The organism is Methylobacterium sp. Leaf108, assembly GCF_001423265.1.
Taxonomy (GTDB): Bacteria; Pseudomonadota; Alphaproteobacteria; order Rhizobiales; family Beijerinckiaceae; genus Methylobacterium.
On the sequence record NZ_LMND01000001.1, the window covers coordinates 516,916 to 531,483 of the forward strand.

13 protein-coding genes are annotated in these 14,568 nt (G+C 69.5%); 9 read left to right on the forward strand and 4 right to left on the reverse strand.

The window, feature by feature from the left end:
• Window positions 1-128 precede the first annotated feature (128 nt).
• Window positions 129-860: a DUF937 domain-containing protein gene (locus ASF39_RS02415; protein WP_056280803.1), complete on the forward strand. Its 732-nt coding sequence runs from the start codon at window positions 129-131 to the stop codon at window positions 858-860.
• A gap of 65 nt (window positions 861-925) precedes the next feature.
• Here the strand turns inward: ASF39_RS02415 and ASF39_RS02420 are convergent, their stop codons facing one another.
• The 3 genes from ASF39_RS02420 to ASF39_RS02430 all read right to left on the reverse strand — a co-directional run bounded on the left by ASF39_RS02420 (window position 926) and on the right by ASF39_RS02430 (window position 2,553).
• The gene (locus ASF39_RS02420; RefSeq protein ID WP_244472234.1) at window positions 926-1,108 is read right to left on the reverse strand and encodes a Flp family type IVb pilin; all 183 of its coding nucleotides are present in this window, start codon (window positions 1,106-1,108) and stop codon (window positions 926-928) included.
• Between the two features lie 162 nt (window positions 1,109-1,270).
• Window positions 1,271-1,582 (reverse strand): DUF3072 domain-containing protein, encoded by a 312-nt coding sequence (locus ASF39_RS02425; RefSeq protein WP_244472235.1) that lies wholly within the window; start codon window positions 1,580-1,582, stop codon window positions 1,271-1,273.
• A gap of 83 nt (window positions 1,583-1,665) precedes the next feature.
• The gene (locus ASF39_RS02430) at window positions 1,666-2,553 is read right to left on the reverse strand and encodes a branched-chain amino acid aminotransferase (RefSeq protein ID WP_056280805.1); all 888 of its coding nucleotides are present in this window, start codon (window positions 2,551-2,553) and stop codon (window positions 1,666-1,668) included.
• A gap of 337 nt (window positions 2,554-2,890) precedes the next feature.
• Here ASF39_RS02430 and ASF39_RS02435 point away from each other — a divergent pair, with 337 nt between their 5' ends.
• From ASF39_RS02435 to ASF39_RS20915, 8 genes are all read left to right on the forward strand, one after another.
• Window positions 2,891-3,466, forward strand: coding sequence for a MarR family transcriptional regulator (locus ASF39_RS02435; protein ID WP_056281129.1), 576 nt, complete (start codon window positions 2,891-2,893; stop codon window positions 3,464-3,466).
• A complete protein-coding gene (locus tag ASF39_RS02440; RefSeq protein WP_056280807.1) occupies window positions 3,466-4,188 on the forward strand; it encodes a response regulator in 723 nt (240 codons plus the stop codon). The genes ASF39_RS02435 and ASF39_RS02440 overlap by 1 nt, the downstream gene beginning before the upstream one ends.
• A 13-nt stretch (window positions 4,189-4,201) precedes the next feature.
• A complete protein-coding gene (locus ASF39_RS02445) occupies window positions 4,202-5,599 on the forward strand; it encodes an ATP-binding protein (RefSeq protein WP_056280809.1) in 1,398 nt (465 codons plus the stop codon).
• Between the two features lie 243 nt (window positions 5,600-5,842).
• Window positions 5,843-6,034 (forward strand): hypothetical protein, encoded by a 192-nt coding sequence (locus ASF39_RS02450; protein ID WP_055879917.1) that lies wholly within the window; start codon window positions 5,843-5,845, stop codon window positions 6,032-6,034.
• A gap of 121 nt (window positions 6,035-6,155) precedes the next feature.
• Complete coding sequence (locus ASF39_RS02455; protein ID WP_055879920.1) at window positions 6,156-8,234, forward strand: ATP-binding protein; 2,079 nt, start codon at window positions 6,156-6,158, stop codon at window positions 8,232-8,234.
• Between the two features lie 168 nt (window positions 8,235-8,402).
• The gene (locus ASF39_RS02460; RefSeq protein WP_156387514.1) at window positions 8,403-8,906 is read left to right on the forward strand and encodes an HAD domain-containing protein; all 504 of its coding nucleotides are present in this window, start codon (window positions 8,403-8,405) and stop codon (window positions 8,904-8,906) included.
• A 341-nt stretch (window positions 8,907-9,247) separates the two neighbouring features.
• Window positions 9,248-9,994 carry a hypothetical protein gene (locus tag ASF39_RS02465; RefSeq protein WP_156387515.1) on the forward strand — a complete coding sequence of 249 codons (747 nt, stop codon included), beginning with the start codon at window positions 9,248-9,250 and terminating at the stop codon, window positions 9,992-9,994.
• A 141-nt stretch (window positions 9,995-10,135) separates the two neighbouring features.
• On the forward strand, window positions 10,136-11,269 hold the full coding sequence (locus ASF39_RS20915) for a hypothetical protein (RefSeq protein ID WP_156648279.1): 1,134 nt from the start codon (window positions 10,136-10,138) through the stop codon (window positions 11,267-11,269).
• Window positions 11,270-11,422: 153 nt separating this feature from the next.
• Here ASF39_RS20915 and ASF39_RS02475 read toward each other — a convergent pair whose 3' ends face one another.
• On the reverse strand, window positions 11,423-14,560 hold the full coding sequence (locus tag ASF39_RS02475) for an efflux RND transporter permease subunit (protein WP_056280815.1): 3,138 nt from the start codon (window positions 14,558-14,560) through the stop codon (window positions 11,423-11,425).
• Window positions 14,561-14,568: the final 8 nt, after the last annotated feature.

Consider the following 14,568-nt stretch of genomic DNA (forward strand, 5'->3'; position numbering starts at 1 on the left):
CTCCGCGCCCTTGGGACCCGCCGGCGCCGAAGGCTGGTATAACGGGGCGCAATGAGACAGACTTCGCCTGCCGCGCCGAATGGCGGGCCCTCGGCCCGTCGCCGAGGAATCGCCAAGGGCCGTGCGTCATGTTCAACCTGTTCGATATCCTCCAGGCACAGGGCGGCCCCGGCCTGCAAGGATTCGGCAACCAATACGGACTGTCGCCCGACCAGACCCGCAAGGCCATGGAAGCCTTGCTGCCGGCCTTCAGCCTCGGCCTCCAGCGCAACGCCGCCGACCCGACCGGCCTCAGCCAGCTGTTCGGCCTCGTTGGAACCGGCGGCCCCGGCCGCGCGCCCCCGCCCTCGCAGGCCGACCTCCTCGTCCAGCAGATCTTCGGGTCGTCGCACCTGAGCCAGGCGGTGGTCCAGCAGGCGGCCATGGCGAGCGGGGTCGCCTCGCCGGTCCTGCGCCAGATGATGCCGATGGTGGCGGGGATGGTGGTGGCCGGCATCGTCCACCTGATGCTCAACCAGCCGCAAGCGACACCCGCCCCGCCGCCGCCCACTCCGCTGCCCAACGGCTTCTCGCCCGGCGCCTATTGGTCCGAGATGATGAAGGTCTGGAGCAGCGCGATGGCCCCGCCCGCCGCCGTGGAGGCCAAGCCCCGCCGTGCCGGGGCGGCGGCCCTGCCACCGCCCGCGTCCAGGGCGGGGACGAAACCCAACGCGGCCGGGAATCCTTCGGCGGTCGCGGGCGAGCCCTACGCGATCCTGCAGCAGATGTTCGATGCCGGCGTCGAGGCCCAGCAGGAGAACGTCAAGGCGATGCAGTCGCTGTTCGACTCGTTCTGGAAGAGCCCTCGCACGAAGGCCTGACGCGAGACGTCACGGATTCCTGGGCGAGAATCTGAGCGTCGCCGGGGTACCGGACCGGCGGCCGGCTATTTGTTGATCATGGCCGTTTCGATCTTCCCGTACATCCCACCCATGTTGCTGGCGTAGCTGTTGATGCCGCCGACCACGGCGAGGAAGATCAGGCCGGCGATCAGCGCATATTCGATCGCCGTGGCGCCACCCTGGGCGGCGCGAAAGCCCCGGGCGGCGCGGAGGATGGTCCGTTTCACGGGAAACACTCCAGGCCGCCCGGCTCCCGGGCGAGTCTCGGCCACAGGCGAAGTCATCGTCTCAGTTTCCCGTGGCGGAGTCAGTGCGTCGTGACCCCTCCTATCACGCCAGGTGTTTCGCTTCGCTTAAGCCATTCCGCGAAACGCAACCTGGAATACCGCTCAGCCTCGTCCGGCTTCCTGGCGCAGGGCGTCGATCCGCTTGGAGGCCTCGGCCTTGTCGAGATCGGGCTCGAACGCCGCAGGCTCGCCGACCTCCTCGGTGAGGGTCTTGAGGTAGGAGGCCTGCGCGCCGGTCATCGGCTCGGAGCCGGTGGTCCACTGGTCGGGGTCCTTGATCCGGTTCGAGGCGTCGCCGCCCTCGGTCTTGGGGTTCGACTGCTTGGGGTCAGCTCGCTCGGAATCCACCTGCCGGGCGTCGTCCTGCTGGGCGGAGGGCTTCGACTTCGTCATGGCACGCTCACCTTCGTTCATGGAATGTTCTCACTCCAACGTCGGTCGGCGGCGCGGGTTCCGAGCAGGGTGGCCGGACGGCGGTGCGTCCGGCCACGGGCGCCTCAGGCCGCCTCGGCCTTAGGCTGAACCTCGGCGGTGTAATCGTCCATCAGGGTCTTGGTCAGGGTCGCGGGCGTGAACCGGTAGGGGCCGATCTCGGCCACCGGCGTCACCTCGGCGGCCGAGCCGGTGATGAAGCATTCGGAGAAGCCCGCCATCTCCTCGGGACGGATGCGCCGCTCCACCACCTCGACGCCGCGGCGGCGGGCGAGTTCGATCACCGTCTGCCGGGTGATGCCGTTGAGGAACCGGTCGGCGAGCGGCGTGTGGATCACCCCGTCGGCCACGAAGAACACGTTGGCGCCGGTGCATTCGGCGACGTTGTCCTCCCAGTCGAGCATCAGCGCGTCGGCGTAGCCCTTGTTCTCGGCCCGGTGCTTGGAGATCGTGCAGATCATGTAGAGGCCTGCCGCCTTGGAGGCGGAAGGGGCGGTGCGCGGGTCGGGCCGGCGGTAGTCGGCGAGATCCAGGCGGATGCCCTTCATCTTGGTCTGCGGATCGAAGTAGCTCGGCCATTCCCAGGCGGCGATGGCGAGGTGGATGGTGTTGGCCTGGGCCGCCACCCCCATCATCTCCGAGCCGCGCCAGGCGACGGGGCGCAGGTAGGCGTCCGACAGGCCGCTGGTGCGCAGCACCAGCTCCTTGGCCTCCACGATCTCGGCGACGGTATGGGGGATCTTGAAGTCGAGGAGTTCGGCCGAACGGATCAGGCGGGCGGCATGCGCCTCGCTCTTGAAGATCGCGCCGCCGTAGGCCCGCTCGCCCTCGAACACCGACGAGCCGTAGTGCAGCCCGTGGCTGAGCACGTGGATCTTGGCCTCCCGCCACGGCACCAGCACGCCGTCGAACCAGATGGTGCCCTCACGCTGGTCGAACGGGATCATGGACATGGCGACGGGTTCCTCGGCAGGGAGAGTTCGGCGCGGCGAGCGCGATCGATGCGCCGGGCCATCCGGGAGATCGGCGGATGCAGGGGCCACGGCGCCGTCCACGACGGGCGATCCGGCAGGCCCCGCACGGTGAAGGGCCGGCACGCCGGAGACGTCAACAGCCGAAGGCCGAACTCACGCCGCAGGCTCGTGACGGCCCGGGGCCGGACGGGTTGACGGGTAGCAATGGGGCTGAGATATGTCAACAAGACTGACGTAAATCGCCGAGGCCGGCCTCGCCTGTCTGAACCCGCACATCCGACATCGGATGTCCGAATGCCTGGAGGGTGCCCCGAACGTGGAACGGCACGCGACGCCAGAGACCGCCGATGCCGCGAGCCCGGCGGAGGACCCGGGGCCGGCGGGCCGGACCGTGCCCGGCGGCAGCGACGACCTGATCGAACTCCTGTTCTTCGCCTATCGCGATTTCGTCGGTGACCCGGACCGCATCCTGGCGCAGTATGGCTTCGGCCGCGCCCACCACCGGGTCCTGCATTTCGTCGACCGCTATCCGGGTCTCACCATCGCCGAACTCCTGGATATCCTGCGCATCACCAAGCAGAGCCTCAACCGGGTGCTGAAGGACTTGATCGGACAGGACTACATCACGCAGAAGACCGGCGCCCACGACAGGCGCCAGCGGCTGCTGTACTGCACCCCCGCCGGGACGGCGCTGGCCGGGGACCTCACCCGGGTCCAGGCGCGGCGGCTGGCCCGCGCCCTGTCCGACCCCGTGGCGGGGGCCGGGACCGACCGGTCGCGGGGGAGCGCGGCCCACGGCGCCGCCGAGGGGTTCCTGCTGGCGATGATCGACCCCGAGGAACGCGCCGCCGTGCGCCGGCTCATGGCCCGGCGCGTGGGAGCCTTCGCCTGATGGGTCACCCCGGCCTCAAGGCCCGCGCCGACCTGCCCGACCACGCCGCCCACATCCTGGTGGTCGACGACGACCGCCGCGTGCGCGAACTGCTCACCCGCTTCCTGTTCGAGCAGGGTTTCCGGGTCACCGCCGCGGAGACCGTGGCGGACGCCCGCGCCAAGTCGCAGAGCCTCGTCTTCGACGCCCTCGTCCTCGACGTGATGATGCCCGGCGAGACCGGATTCGACTACGCCCGCCAGGTCCGCGAGACCTCGCAGGTGCCGATCCTGATGCTCACCGCCCGCTCCAACCCCAACGACCGGGTGATGGGGCTGGAGATCGGCGCCGACGACTACCTGCCCAAGCCCTTCGAGCCGCGCGAGCTGATCCTGCGGCTCAATAACATCCTGCGCCGCGGCGCCAAGGCCGCCCCGGTGCGCGAGGGGGCCGAGGCCGTCACCTTCGGGCCGTTCTCCTACCGCATCGACCGGGGCGAGCTGCGCCGGGCCGACGAGGCCGTGCGCATCACCGAGCGCGAGCGCGAGATCCTCACCGTGCTGGCGCTGGCGGCCGGCGCTAACGTCGAGCGCGAGGCCCTGGCCGGCGGCGGCGGGCTGGCGGCCGAGCGCAGCATCGACGTGCAGATCAACCGCCTGCGCCGCAAGACCGAGGTCGATCCGGCCAATCCCGTGTTCCTCCAGACGGTGCGCGGCGTCGGCTACCGCCTCGCCGTCGACTAGGGGCGCGGGGGCGATGGCCGGGGGCCTGAGGGGCCTTGGGCAGGGCGCGAGCCGGGCCTGGGCGGCGCTGCCGCGGCCGGCCCGCGTGTGGCGGCTGACCTCGCGGGCGATCGGAGACGCCCTGCCCAAGGGGCTCTACGCCCGCTCGCTCATCATCATCATCGCGCCCGTGGTGCTGCTCCAGTCGGTGATCGCCTACACCTTCATGGAGCGGCACTGGCAGCTGGTGACCCGCCGGCTCTCGGCCGCCGTGACCGCGGACGTGGCGGCGCTGATCGACATCTACGAGAGCTACCCCCAGGACAAGGACACCGAGACCCTCTCGCGCATCGCCGCCACCCGGCTCAACCTCGACCTCGACATCCTGAAGGGCGCCAAGCTGCCGGCGCCGGGGCCGCGCCCGTTCTTCTCGATCCTCGACGAGGCCCTGTCGGAGGAGATCAACCGCCAGATCAAGCGGCCCTACTGGATCGACACGGTGGGCCGGTCGAGCCTCATCGAGATCCGGGTGGCGATCGCCGACGGGGTCATGCGCGTCACCGCCCGGCGCAGCATGGCCTACGCCTCGAACTCGCACATCTTCCTGCTGTGGATGACCGGTTCGTCGATGGTCCTGCTCGGGGTCGCGATCCTGTTCCTGCGCAACCAGATCAAGCCGATCCTGCGGCTGGCCGCCGTGGCCGAGAGCTTCGGCAAGGGCCGCGAGATCGAGTTCCGGCCCCGCGGCGCCCGCGAGGTCCGCGCCGCCGGCCATGCCTTCATCGAGATGAAGCGGCGCATCGAGCGGGCGATGGACCAGCGCACGACCATGCTCAACGGGGTGAGCCACGACCTGCGCACCATCATCACCCGCTTCAAGCTCTCGCTGGCCCTCGTCGAGCAGAACGCCGACGTGGAGGACCTGAGCCGAGACGTCGACGAGATGAGCCGCATGCTCGAGGCCTACCTCGCCTTCGCGCGCGGCGATTCCGGCGAGCTCGCCGTGCCCACCGACCTGCGCGCCCTGCTCGAGGACCTGCGCTCGGACATCGAGCGCCTCGGCGCCCACGTCGAGGCGGTGGACATCGACGGGCCGATGAGCGTGACCCTGCGGCCGGACGCGATCCGGCGCTGCCTGTTCAACCTCGCGGCCAACGCCGCGCGCTACGGCGACACCGTCGCCATCGTGGCGCGGCGCGACCTGCGCAACGTGCTCGTCTCCATCGACGACGACGGGCCGGGCATTCCGGCCGAGCAGCGCGAGGAGGTGTTCAAGCCGTTCGTGCGCCTCGACGACGCCCGGCAGGACGCCGGCGGCTCGGGCCTCGGCCTCTCCATCGCCCGCGACATCGCCAGGGCGCACGGGGGCGACGTCACCCTCCACGACGGCCCGCTCGGGGGGCTGCGCGCCACGGTACGGCTGCCGGCGTGACGCGTTGCCGGTGGCTCCGGTCCTCGGCCGAGGACGGCGGCGTTCGAGCCGACCGCCGCGAACATCCGTCGCCCGGAGCGGCTGCGGCTCCGGCGCCGCGAAAACTTCGCGCCGGGGTGTCCCCAGCCGGGCCGGGGGGTGCTACAAGCGGCCGACAGGAGGGTCCGCGACCATCGGCGGGCCCGTCAGACGCGAGCGCGCATTCCCATGACCCCGCCCACGAACTCGCCCACGAATTCGCCCATGAACCCGCTGGTCCCCATCTTCATCCTGCTGTCGCTGCCGATCGCCGCCATCGGCCTCGTGCTCTACACCGACGCGGGCATCGAGCCGACCCTGTTCTACGCCAGCGTGAAGACCTTCGTGGTCCTCTTCGTCATCGGCGGCCTGCTTTCCTACGGCGCCAGCCGCCTCTCGGGCGGCTCCGAGGGCTGAGGCCCGCCCCCGCAACCGGGAGGCCCGACACCCGTCGACCCCGGGGGCGGACCTCCGCACACGGAGCCGGGAGGCCGGCGCCCGTCGGGACAGGCCACCGCTCCGAAAGGCCGAACCCACGTTGACCGCCCCTCCCCGTGCGCCCGACTTCCGCCTCGCCCTCTACGAGCTGAGCGACAGCCTGGGCGACCTCGACGACACGGCGGCGATCTCCTACGCCGCCGGCGCGGTCCTGGGGCGCTGGCTGTCGGTGAGCCGGGCCGGTTACGGCACCATCGACCGGGTCGACGAGACCATCACGATCGAGCGCGACTGGAACGCGCCCGGGATCGTGACGATCGCGGGGACGCTGCACTTTCGCGACTACGGCTCGTACATCGACGACCTCAAGCGCGGCGAGACCGTGGTCTGTGCCGACGCCTTCGGCGACCCTCGCACCCGTGACCGCGCCGACGCGCTGGCCGGGATCAGCGCCCGGTCCTTCATCAACATGCCGGTGACCGAGGGCGGCGGCTTCGTGGCGCTGCTCTACGTCAACCACGAGAACGCCCGCGACTGGAGCGCGGACGAGCTCGATTTCATGCGCGAGGTCGCCGCGCGGACCCGCACCGCCATCGAGCGCCGCCGCGCCGAGCGCGAGCTACGCGCCCTGGCCGCCTCCCTGGAGAGCCAGGTCGCCGAGCGCACGGCCGAGCGCGACAGGGTCTGGCGCAACTCCCGCGACCTCCTGGTCGTCATCGGGGCGGACGGGGTCTTCCGCGCGGTCAACCCGGCCTGGACCGCGATCCTCGGCCACGCGGCCGAGGAGGTGGTGGGGCATAGCTTCCTCCAGTTCATCTGGCCCGAGGACGCCGCCCTCACCCTCGACGGGCTGGTGACCGCCGTGGGCCGCAGCGACCTCACCAGCTTCGAGAACCGTTACCGCCACAAGGACGGCACCCCGCGCTGGATCTCCTGGCACACCTCCACCGAGGGCGATGTCGTCTACGCCTACGGCCGCCACGTCACCGCCGAGAAGGAGCAGGCCCAGACCCTGCGCCTGACCCAGGAGGCCCTGCGCCAGGCGCAGAAGATGGAGGCGGTGGGCCAGCTCACCGGTGGCCTCGCCCACGACTTCAACAACCTGCTCGCGGGCATCACCGGCAGCCTCGAACTGGTGGAAAAGCGCCTCGGCCAGGGCCGACTCGACGCGATTCCCCGCTACATCGACGCCGCGCAGGGGGCGGCCAAGCGGGCCGCGGCCCTGACCCAGCGCCTGCTCGCCTTCTCGCGCCGGCAGACCCTCGACCCGAAGGTGATCAACCTCAACCGCCTGGTGGCGGACATGGAGGACCTCGTCCGCCGCACGGTCGGGCCCCAGGTCACCCTGGAGGTGGTGGGCGCGGGCGGCCTCTGGCTCGTGATGGTCGATCCCAACCAGTTCGAGAACGCGCTGCTCAACCTGTGCATCAACGCCCGCGACGCCATGCCCGGCGGCGGGCGATTGACGGTGGAGACCGCCAACAAGTGGCTCGACGACCGCGCCGCGGCCGAGCGCGAGCTGCCCCCCGGGCAATACGTCTCGCTGTGCGTCACCGACACCGGCACCGGCATGACCCGCGACGTGATCGAGCGGGCCTTCGACCCGTTCTTCACGACCAAGCCCCTGGGCCAGGGCACCGGGCTCGGCCTCTCGATGATCTACGGTTTCGTCCGCCAGTCGGGCGGGCAGGTCCGGATCTATTCGGAGGTGGGCGACGGGACGACGATGTGCCTCTACCTGCCGCGCCACCTCGGCGAGGGCGAGGACACCCCGAGCAGCCCCGGATCGGGGACCGACGGCCTCGTCGGCCACGGCGAGGTGGTGCTGGTGGTGGACGACGACCCCACCGTGCGCATGCTCGTGGTCGACGTGCTGATGGACGGCGGCTACGCGGTGATGGAGGCGGCCGACGGCCCCGCCGGCCTGCGCCTGCTCCAGGGCGAGGCCCGCATCGACCTCCTGATCACCGACGTCGGCCTGCCCGGCGGCCTCAACGGCCGCCAGGTCGCGGACGCCGCCCGCGCCCTGCGCCCGGGCCTGAAGGTGCTGTTCATCACCGGCTACGCCGACAACGCCGTGGTCGGCAACGGCCACCTCGACCCCGGCATGCAGGTGGTGACCAAACCCTTCACCATCGACGCCCTGCGCGACAAGATCCGGGAGATGATCGAGGAGTAGAGGCGCGGGTGCGGACGGCGGCCCCCGGCCTCGGGCACGTTCGCGCGGGCGCCCGCCTTCGCGGCAGCGGCCGGGGCGGGACGGCAATCGACGCTGGACGGCAGCGGGGTTGCGCGCTAGCCGTGCGCCGGCGGATGCAGGGTCGCTTCGCGGGACGGGATGGATTCCTTGAGCGAACGGAGCGGGACGGAATCCGCCACGGTCTACCTCGACGTGGACGGCGTGGTGACGACGGCCGGCTATCAACGGACGGCGGGCAAGGACAACCTCGATCCGGCCCAGGTCGCCCTCGTCGCCGCCCTGGTGCGGGAGTTCGACGCCAGGGTGGTCGTGTCGTCGACGTGGCGCGTGGCCGACTGCCGCCCGACGCTGGTCGAAGCCGGCCTGCCGGCGGACTGCTTTCATCCCGACTGGCGGACGGCCATCCTGCCGGCGAGCCGGGACGCCCGGACCGGCGACATGCTCCCGGCCGAGCGGGCCGGGCGCGGCGACGAAATCGCCGACCACGTGACCCGGAACCGCATCACGCATTATCTCGTCCTCGACGACGTCGAGGTCGGGCCCCTCCATGCGGGCCGGCACGTCCGGCCCGATGCGGAGTTCGGGCTGTCCGATGCGGATGATGTCCTGGCCCGTCGCATCCTGAGCGAAAGGCCGCGCCGCGACGGCTGATGCGGTTTGCCGCTTGCATCAAGCGTGGACCGTATCACCGAGCCCGCGCGGCGCTCGAGCGAAGCCCATGTCCGCATCACGACGTGATCAACCGGAAATGGGATGATGCGTCGAATCGGCTCACGCGGATCATCCGCTGCTTTACGGTTTCGCAGCCATTGAACTTTTCCCGGCTACGGGTCATTCCATGACAGTGGGATGACGAATTCGTCGTGCCGCTCCCGACATCGACAGGGTCGCTTTTCGACCCGCGCCGGACCCGCCCGTCCGGCACCTCCATGCGCCGCCCCCGTGCGGCTCGTGCGGGCGCGTCGCGTCGGATCGTCGACCGGCAGGAAGGAGTGGTTGCGATGTTCGGACTCAAAGATCGGATCGATCCGTCGCGCCCTTCGCTTGCCGCCCTCGGAATCGTCGAACGGTCGGCCGCCAGGGGCCATGGCGCCCTCGTCGCCACCGGCTGGGCCGAGATCGGGTTCGGGTACCACGGCACCGTCCACGCGCATCCGGACCATCCGGACGTGGTCGTGCGCTTCGCCCGCAAGGCCGATGGGTTCGGCGACTACGCCGCCCTCCTTCGCAGGGGCTTTGCGGGGTCCGACGGGCCGCACGCTCCGCGCGTGCACGATCTGCACGTCAGCCGCTGCGGCGCCTTGATGACCGTCGGCTCGCGCCTGACCAATCCGCCGGCGCAGGTCTGGTGGCTGGCCTACGCCCACGCCGTCATCGCGGACCACCCCGGCGTCGCGATGGACGAGGGTGTGCGCGAGCGCTTCAAGGTGGAATGGCCCGCGCACGAACCCCGGATCGATCACGCGAGCTTCGATGGGATTCGGGAAACCTTCCGGGACGCATGGCCCGGATACGAAGCCTTTGTCGCCACCCTGCGGGCGGCGTCGCCCCGTGGCCTCGACCCGAACGTCGGGAACGTCCTCGTCGGATGCGACGGCAGTCCCGTGGTCAACGATCCGCTCTGCGACGACGGGTTCGGCCTGTGGCGCTCGCCCGTTTCGCGCCTGCTGACACGGTACGCGGATACAGCGCGTCGTCTGGCGACAGAAGCACTGGGTCGGGCACCCGCCACCGCCTAGTGGTAGAAATCTGACGTTTGGTACCCGTGGCGAACGTCCGGGTCGGGTGGAAAGCGGGCTTCGGCCCGGCATCTTGCGCCGACCGACTTTCCCGGCTGAGCGGAAGTTGGAGCACGTCGCGCATCGAGCTATTCTGGCTGCATGACTGGACACGATGACAAGCAGCCCACGGCGGATGATCTGGCAAAACGGCGCGTGCCCTGCTTCATCGGCTATTTGCATCCCTTTCGCATCGTCGAGACTGACACGCTCGAGCCTTGGGTGTGCACAATCGAACAGGTCAATGGTCGCTCCTGGAACTATGCCGCCTTGCACGAGATGGCAGGCGGTCTCAATGTAGGTCTTGCCCCGCCATACCACTTAGTCGTTTCACGAGATGGCGCGCTCGCACTCCCGCCAGTTCTTGAACTCAGATCAGACCAAGCAGCAGTCGAATACCTAAATCGTTGTTTAGCGGCTCTTTTGCTAGGCGGTATCTATTGCGAAGCAATTACTCCCGATGGCCTAGACATTGGCTCCATAATCGACTGGCGGTACATCCGTAGTGGTCGCTCCGGAACCTCTGCACCGAACAGATTTCATAGGCAGATCCGGTACGGGCACGCTCCTGCGCTTGAAGCTATTGCGCTGTTTCAACCCCGCACCGTTACATTCGCATCCCTAGCACGCGCCATGCAGATTGGCCTTAGCGTCCTAGACCGCCTGCCTACTGTGCGGGGCGATTACTTCCTAAGGGGGGTCACCGGCATCGCCCGGAGGGATTGGGGAGCGGCGCTTGCCAACACATGGATTGTGACTGAACAAATAATTTCGGAGCTGTGGCGGCAGCGTGTTGTTGAGCCGACCGTCCGAGAGGACAACAGCCGGGCTCGACGCAACCAACTAAACGACACGCGGACTTGGACAGCCTCGGCTCGAATAGAAATGCTTTTTCAGAAAGGGGTCATCTCGCGGGAGATAGTGGCATCGCTGTCCAAAGCTCGTAAAGCCCGCAACGATCTTTCGCACGAAGGAACACATCCAACGCAGTTGGACGCGCTGAGCGCGTATGAAGGCGTGTGCGGTTTGCTGACGGTCGCATTGAATGGGGAGCGACCTCCGCTCTTCAATCTCGACTTAGCCGACCATGCTCTGTCCGACCCTTTTGCCCCGCCCAAGCGCCTGACTTTCGAGCCCACGCATTGGATGCAAATCCCCAAATTGCCCGGTGAATTTCAGCTGGAGCAGGCGGAGGCGACCTTCCGAAGGTCCGAGATCGGCCAAGCCGAGAATTGACTGTCGCTGTGCTGTCGAGGTCCGCTTCGGGTCGGGAGCGGACCCAGGGCATGGGCTCCATCCGTCAGATTTGGACCACTCGGTTGGGCGGTTCCCTTTCGAACCGACACGGCCATCCGCTCGATCGGAGCAACGGGCGCATCCCCCCGCCCCCTACTCCGCCGCCACCCGTGGTGAGATGCGGCCGTCGTTGGCGGGCGGGCCCGGGAGGGCGAAGGGCTCGCCGGCCTCGGGTTCGTCCTTGGTCCCGATGAAGCGCGAGAACAGGCGCACGATCAGGCGGGAAAGGTCGTCCACCAGCACGAAGATCGCGGGCACGAAGATCAGAGAAAGGCCCGTCGAGACGATGAGGCCGCCGATCACCGCGATGGCCATCGGGGCGCGGAACTCGCCGCCGATGCCCAATGCCATCGCCGAGGGCACCATGCCGGCGGCCATGGCGATGGTGGTCATCACGATGGGGCGGGCGCGCTTGCGGCCGGCGTCGATGATGGCGGTGGCGCGGTCGACCCCGGCCGCCATCTCCTCGATGGCGAAATCCACCAGCATGATCGCGTTCTTGGTCACCACGCCCATCAGCATCAGGATGCCGATGACCACGGGCATCGAGATCGGCTTGCTGAAGATCAGGAGGCCGAGGATGGCGCCGCCGATGGAGAGCGGCAGCGAGAACAGGATGGTGAGCGGCTGCAGGAAGTTGCCGAACAGCAGCACCAGCACCCCGAACACCATCATCAGGCCGGCGCCCATGGCCAGGGCGAAGCCTTCGAACACCTCGCCCATCACCTCGGCGTCGCCGGTCTGGCGCAGGGTGACGCCCGGCGGCAGGTTCTTGGCGGTGGGCAGCGCCATCACCGCCTCGATGAGGGAGCCGAGCGCGTCCGAGCCCTGCATGTCCGCCTCCAGTGCCACGCGGATGGCGCGGTCGTAGCGGTCGATGGCGGTGGGCCCCTGGCCGAGGCTGATGTCGGCGACGCTCGCCAGCGGCACCGCCGCGCCGGCCTTGACCGGCACCTTCATGGTCGCGATCTCGGAAAGGTCGCCGCGCAGCCGTTCGGGCAGCTGCACCCGGATCGGCACCTGGCGGTCGCCGGCGTTGAACTTGGCGAGATTCGCGCCGATGTCGCCGATGGTGCCCACCCGCACCGTCTCGGCGATGAGGTCGGTGGAGACGCCCAGATCCGCCGCGACGCCGGCCTTGGGCCGGATGCGGACCTCGGTGCGGTCGAGGGGGGCTGTGGACATCACGTTGACGAGGTGGGGCACCCCCGCCGCCTCGCGCTGCAGCTGGGCGGCGGTGTCGGCCACCACCAGCCGGTCGGGGCCGGCCACCACCAGGGTGAGGTCGCGCTGGCCGCTCTCGCGCAGCGCCCAGAACCGGATGTCGGGCGTCTCCCTCAGGAGGGCGCCGATCACCACGTCCATCTGCTTCTGGGTGCGGGCGCGGGCGTTCTTCGGGGTCAGGTTGATGGTGAAGGTGGCGAGCCGCACCTCCTTCTTGCCGGGCAGCTGGCGGCCGCCGTCCACGAACACGCTGCGCACCTCCGGCAGGCCGCGGATGCGCTCGACGAGCCCGTCGGTGACGCGGGTGGTGTCGGCCAGGCGCGCGCCGGGGGGAAGCTCCACCACGAAGATGGTGCGCGCCGCGTCCTCCGCCGGCAGGAAGCCGGCCGGCAAGAGGGTGGTCGACCAGATCGAGACGGCAAAGCAGCCGAGCCCCACCACCAGCGTCACGAACTTGTGGCGCACCGACCACGCGACGATGCGGGTGTAGCCGCGCATCACGAAGCCCTCGCGGGTGTCCTCCGGCCCGTGGTCGCGCAGGAAATAGGCGGCCAGCAGCGGCGTGATCAGGCGCGCCACCAGCAGCGACATGAACACCGCGGCCGCGATGGTGAGGCCGAACTGCTTGAAGTACTGCCCGGCGATGCCGCTCATGAAGGAGACGGGGGCGAAGATCGCGATGATGGTCGCCGTGATGGCGATGACGGCCAGCCCGATCTCGTCGGCGGCCTCCAGCGAGGCGCGGTAGGCCGATTTGCCCATGCGCATGTGGCGCACGATGTTCTCGATCTCGACGATGGCGTCGTCGACGAGGATGCCGGTGACGAGGGTGATGGCCAGCAGGCTGACGGCGTTGAGCGAGAAGCCGAGCGTGCTCATGACCCAGAAGGTCGGCAGCACCGAGAGCGGCAGCGCGATCGAGGCGATGAGCGTGGCGCGCCAGTCGCGCAGGAACACGAACACCACGACGACGGCGAGCAGCGCCCCCTCGATGAGGCTCAGCATCGCCGAGTGGTAGTTGCCGACCGTGTTGGTCACCACCGTGTCGATGAGGTCGAAGCGCACGCCCGGGTTCTTCTCGGCTAGCTCCGCGATCTTCCGGGCCACCGATTCGGCCACCTGCGCGTCGCTGGCGCCGGTGGCGCGCGAGATCGCGAAGGCCACCACCGGCTCGCCGTTGAAGCGGGCGAAGGTGCGCGGCTCCTCCGAGCCGTCGACCAGGGTGGCGAGTTCGTCGAGCCGGACCTTGCGGTTGCCCGGCACCACGATGGAGGTCTCGGCCAGGGTCGCCAGGCTCGCGGCCCCGCCGAGGGTGCGGATCGACTGCTCGAGGCCGCCGACCTCGCCGCGCCCGCCGGCCATGTCGGCGGAGGTGAGGCGGACCTGCCGGTTGACGTCGGCCGCGGTGATGCCCAGCGCCAGCAGCCGGTCGGGCTTGAGGATGACACGGATCTCGCGGGCGACGCCGCCGAGGCGCTCGACGCCGCCCACCCCCTTCACGCCCTGGATCTGGCGGGCGACGACGTCGTCGATGAGCCAGGACAGGTCCTCGGGCGTCATCGCCGGCGCCGAGGCGCCGTAGACCATGATCGGCAGGCCGGCGATGTCGACGCGGCTGACGATGGGCTCGTCGATGGTGCGCGGCAGGGTGACCCGGACCTTGGCGATGGCGTCCTTGACGTCGTTCACCGCCCGGTCGGTGTTGGTCTCCAGCCGGAACTCGATGGTGGTGGTCGAGGTGCCCTCGGCGATGGCCGAGGTGATGTGCTTGACGCCCCTCACGCCGGCGACCGCGTCCTCCACCACCTTGGTGACCTGGGTCTGCAGCTCGGAGGGGGCGGCACCGGCCTGCGTCACCAGGATCGAGACGATCGGGATGTCGATGTTGGGAAAGCGCGTGATCGGCAGGCTGCGGAAGCTGACGATGCCGAGCACCACCAGGACCAGGAACAGGACGATCGAGGGGATGGGCTTGCGGATCGCCCAGGCGGAGACGTTGAGGCGCATGGCGTCAG

Excerpts from the sequence above, each read along its gene's own strand:
- ASF39_RS02475 (WP_056280815.1), bottom strand. The coding sequence starts at position 14,560 with ATGCGCCTCAACGTCTCCGCCTGGGCGATCCGCAAGCCCATCCCCTCG.
- ASF39_RS02415 (WP_056280803.1), top strand. The coding sequence starts at position 129 with ATGTTCAACCTGTTCGATATCCTCCAGGCACAGGGCGGCCCCGGCCTG.
- ASF39_RS20915 (WP_156648279.1), top strand. The coding sequence starts at position 10,136 with ATGACTGGACACGATGACAAGCAGCCCACGGCGGATGATCTGGCAAAA.
- ASF39_RS02450 (WP_055879917.1), top strand. The coding sequence starts at position 5,843 with ATGAACCCGCTGGTCCCCATCTTCATCCTGCTGTCGCTGCCGATCGCC.
- ASF39_RS02445 (WP_056280809.1), top strand. The coding sequence starts at position 4,202 with ATGGCCGGGGGCCTGAGGGGCCTTGGGCAGGGCGCGAGCCGGGCCTGG.
- ASF39_RS02425 (WP_244472235.1), bottom strand. The coding sequence starts at position 1,582 with ATGAACGAAGGTGAGCGTGCCATGACGAAGTCGAAGCCCTCCGCCCAG.
- ASF39_RS02430 (WP_056280805.1), bottom strand. The coding sequence starts at position 2,553 with ATGTCCATGATCCCGTTCGACCAGCGTGAGGGCACCATCTGGTTCGAC.
- ASF39_RS02440 (WP_056280807.1), top strand. The coding sequence starts at position 3,466 with ATGGGTCACCCCGGCCTCAAGGCCCGCGCCGACCTGCCCGACCACGCC.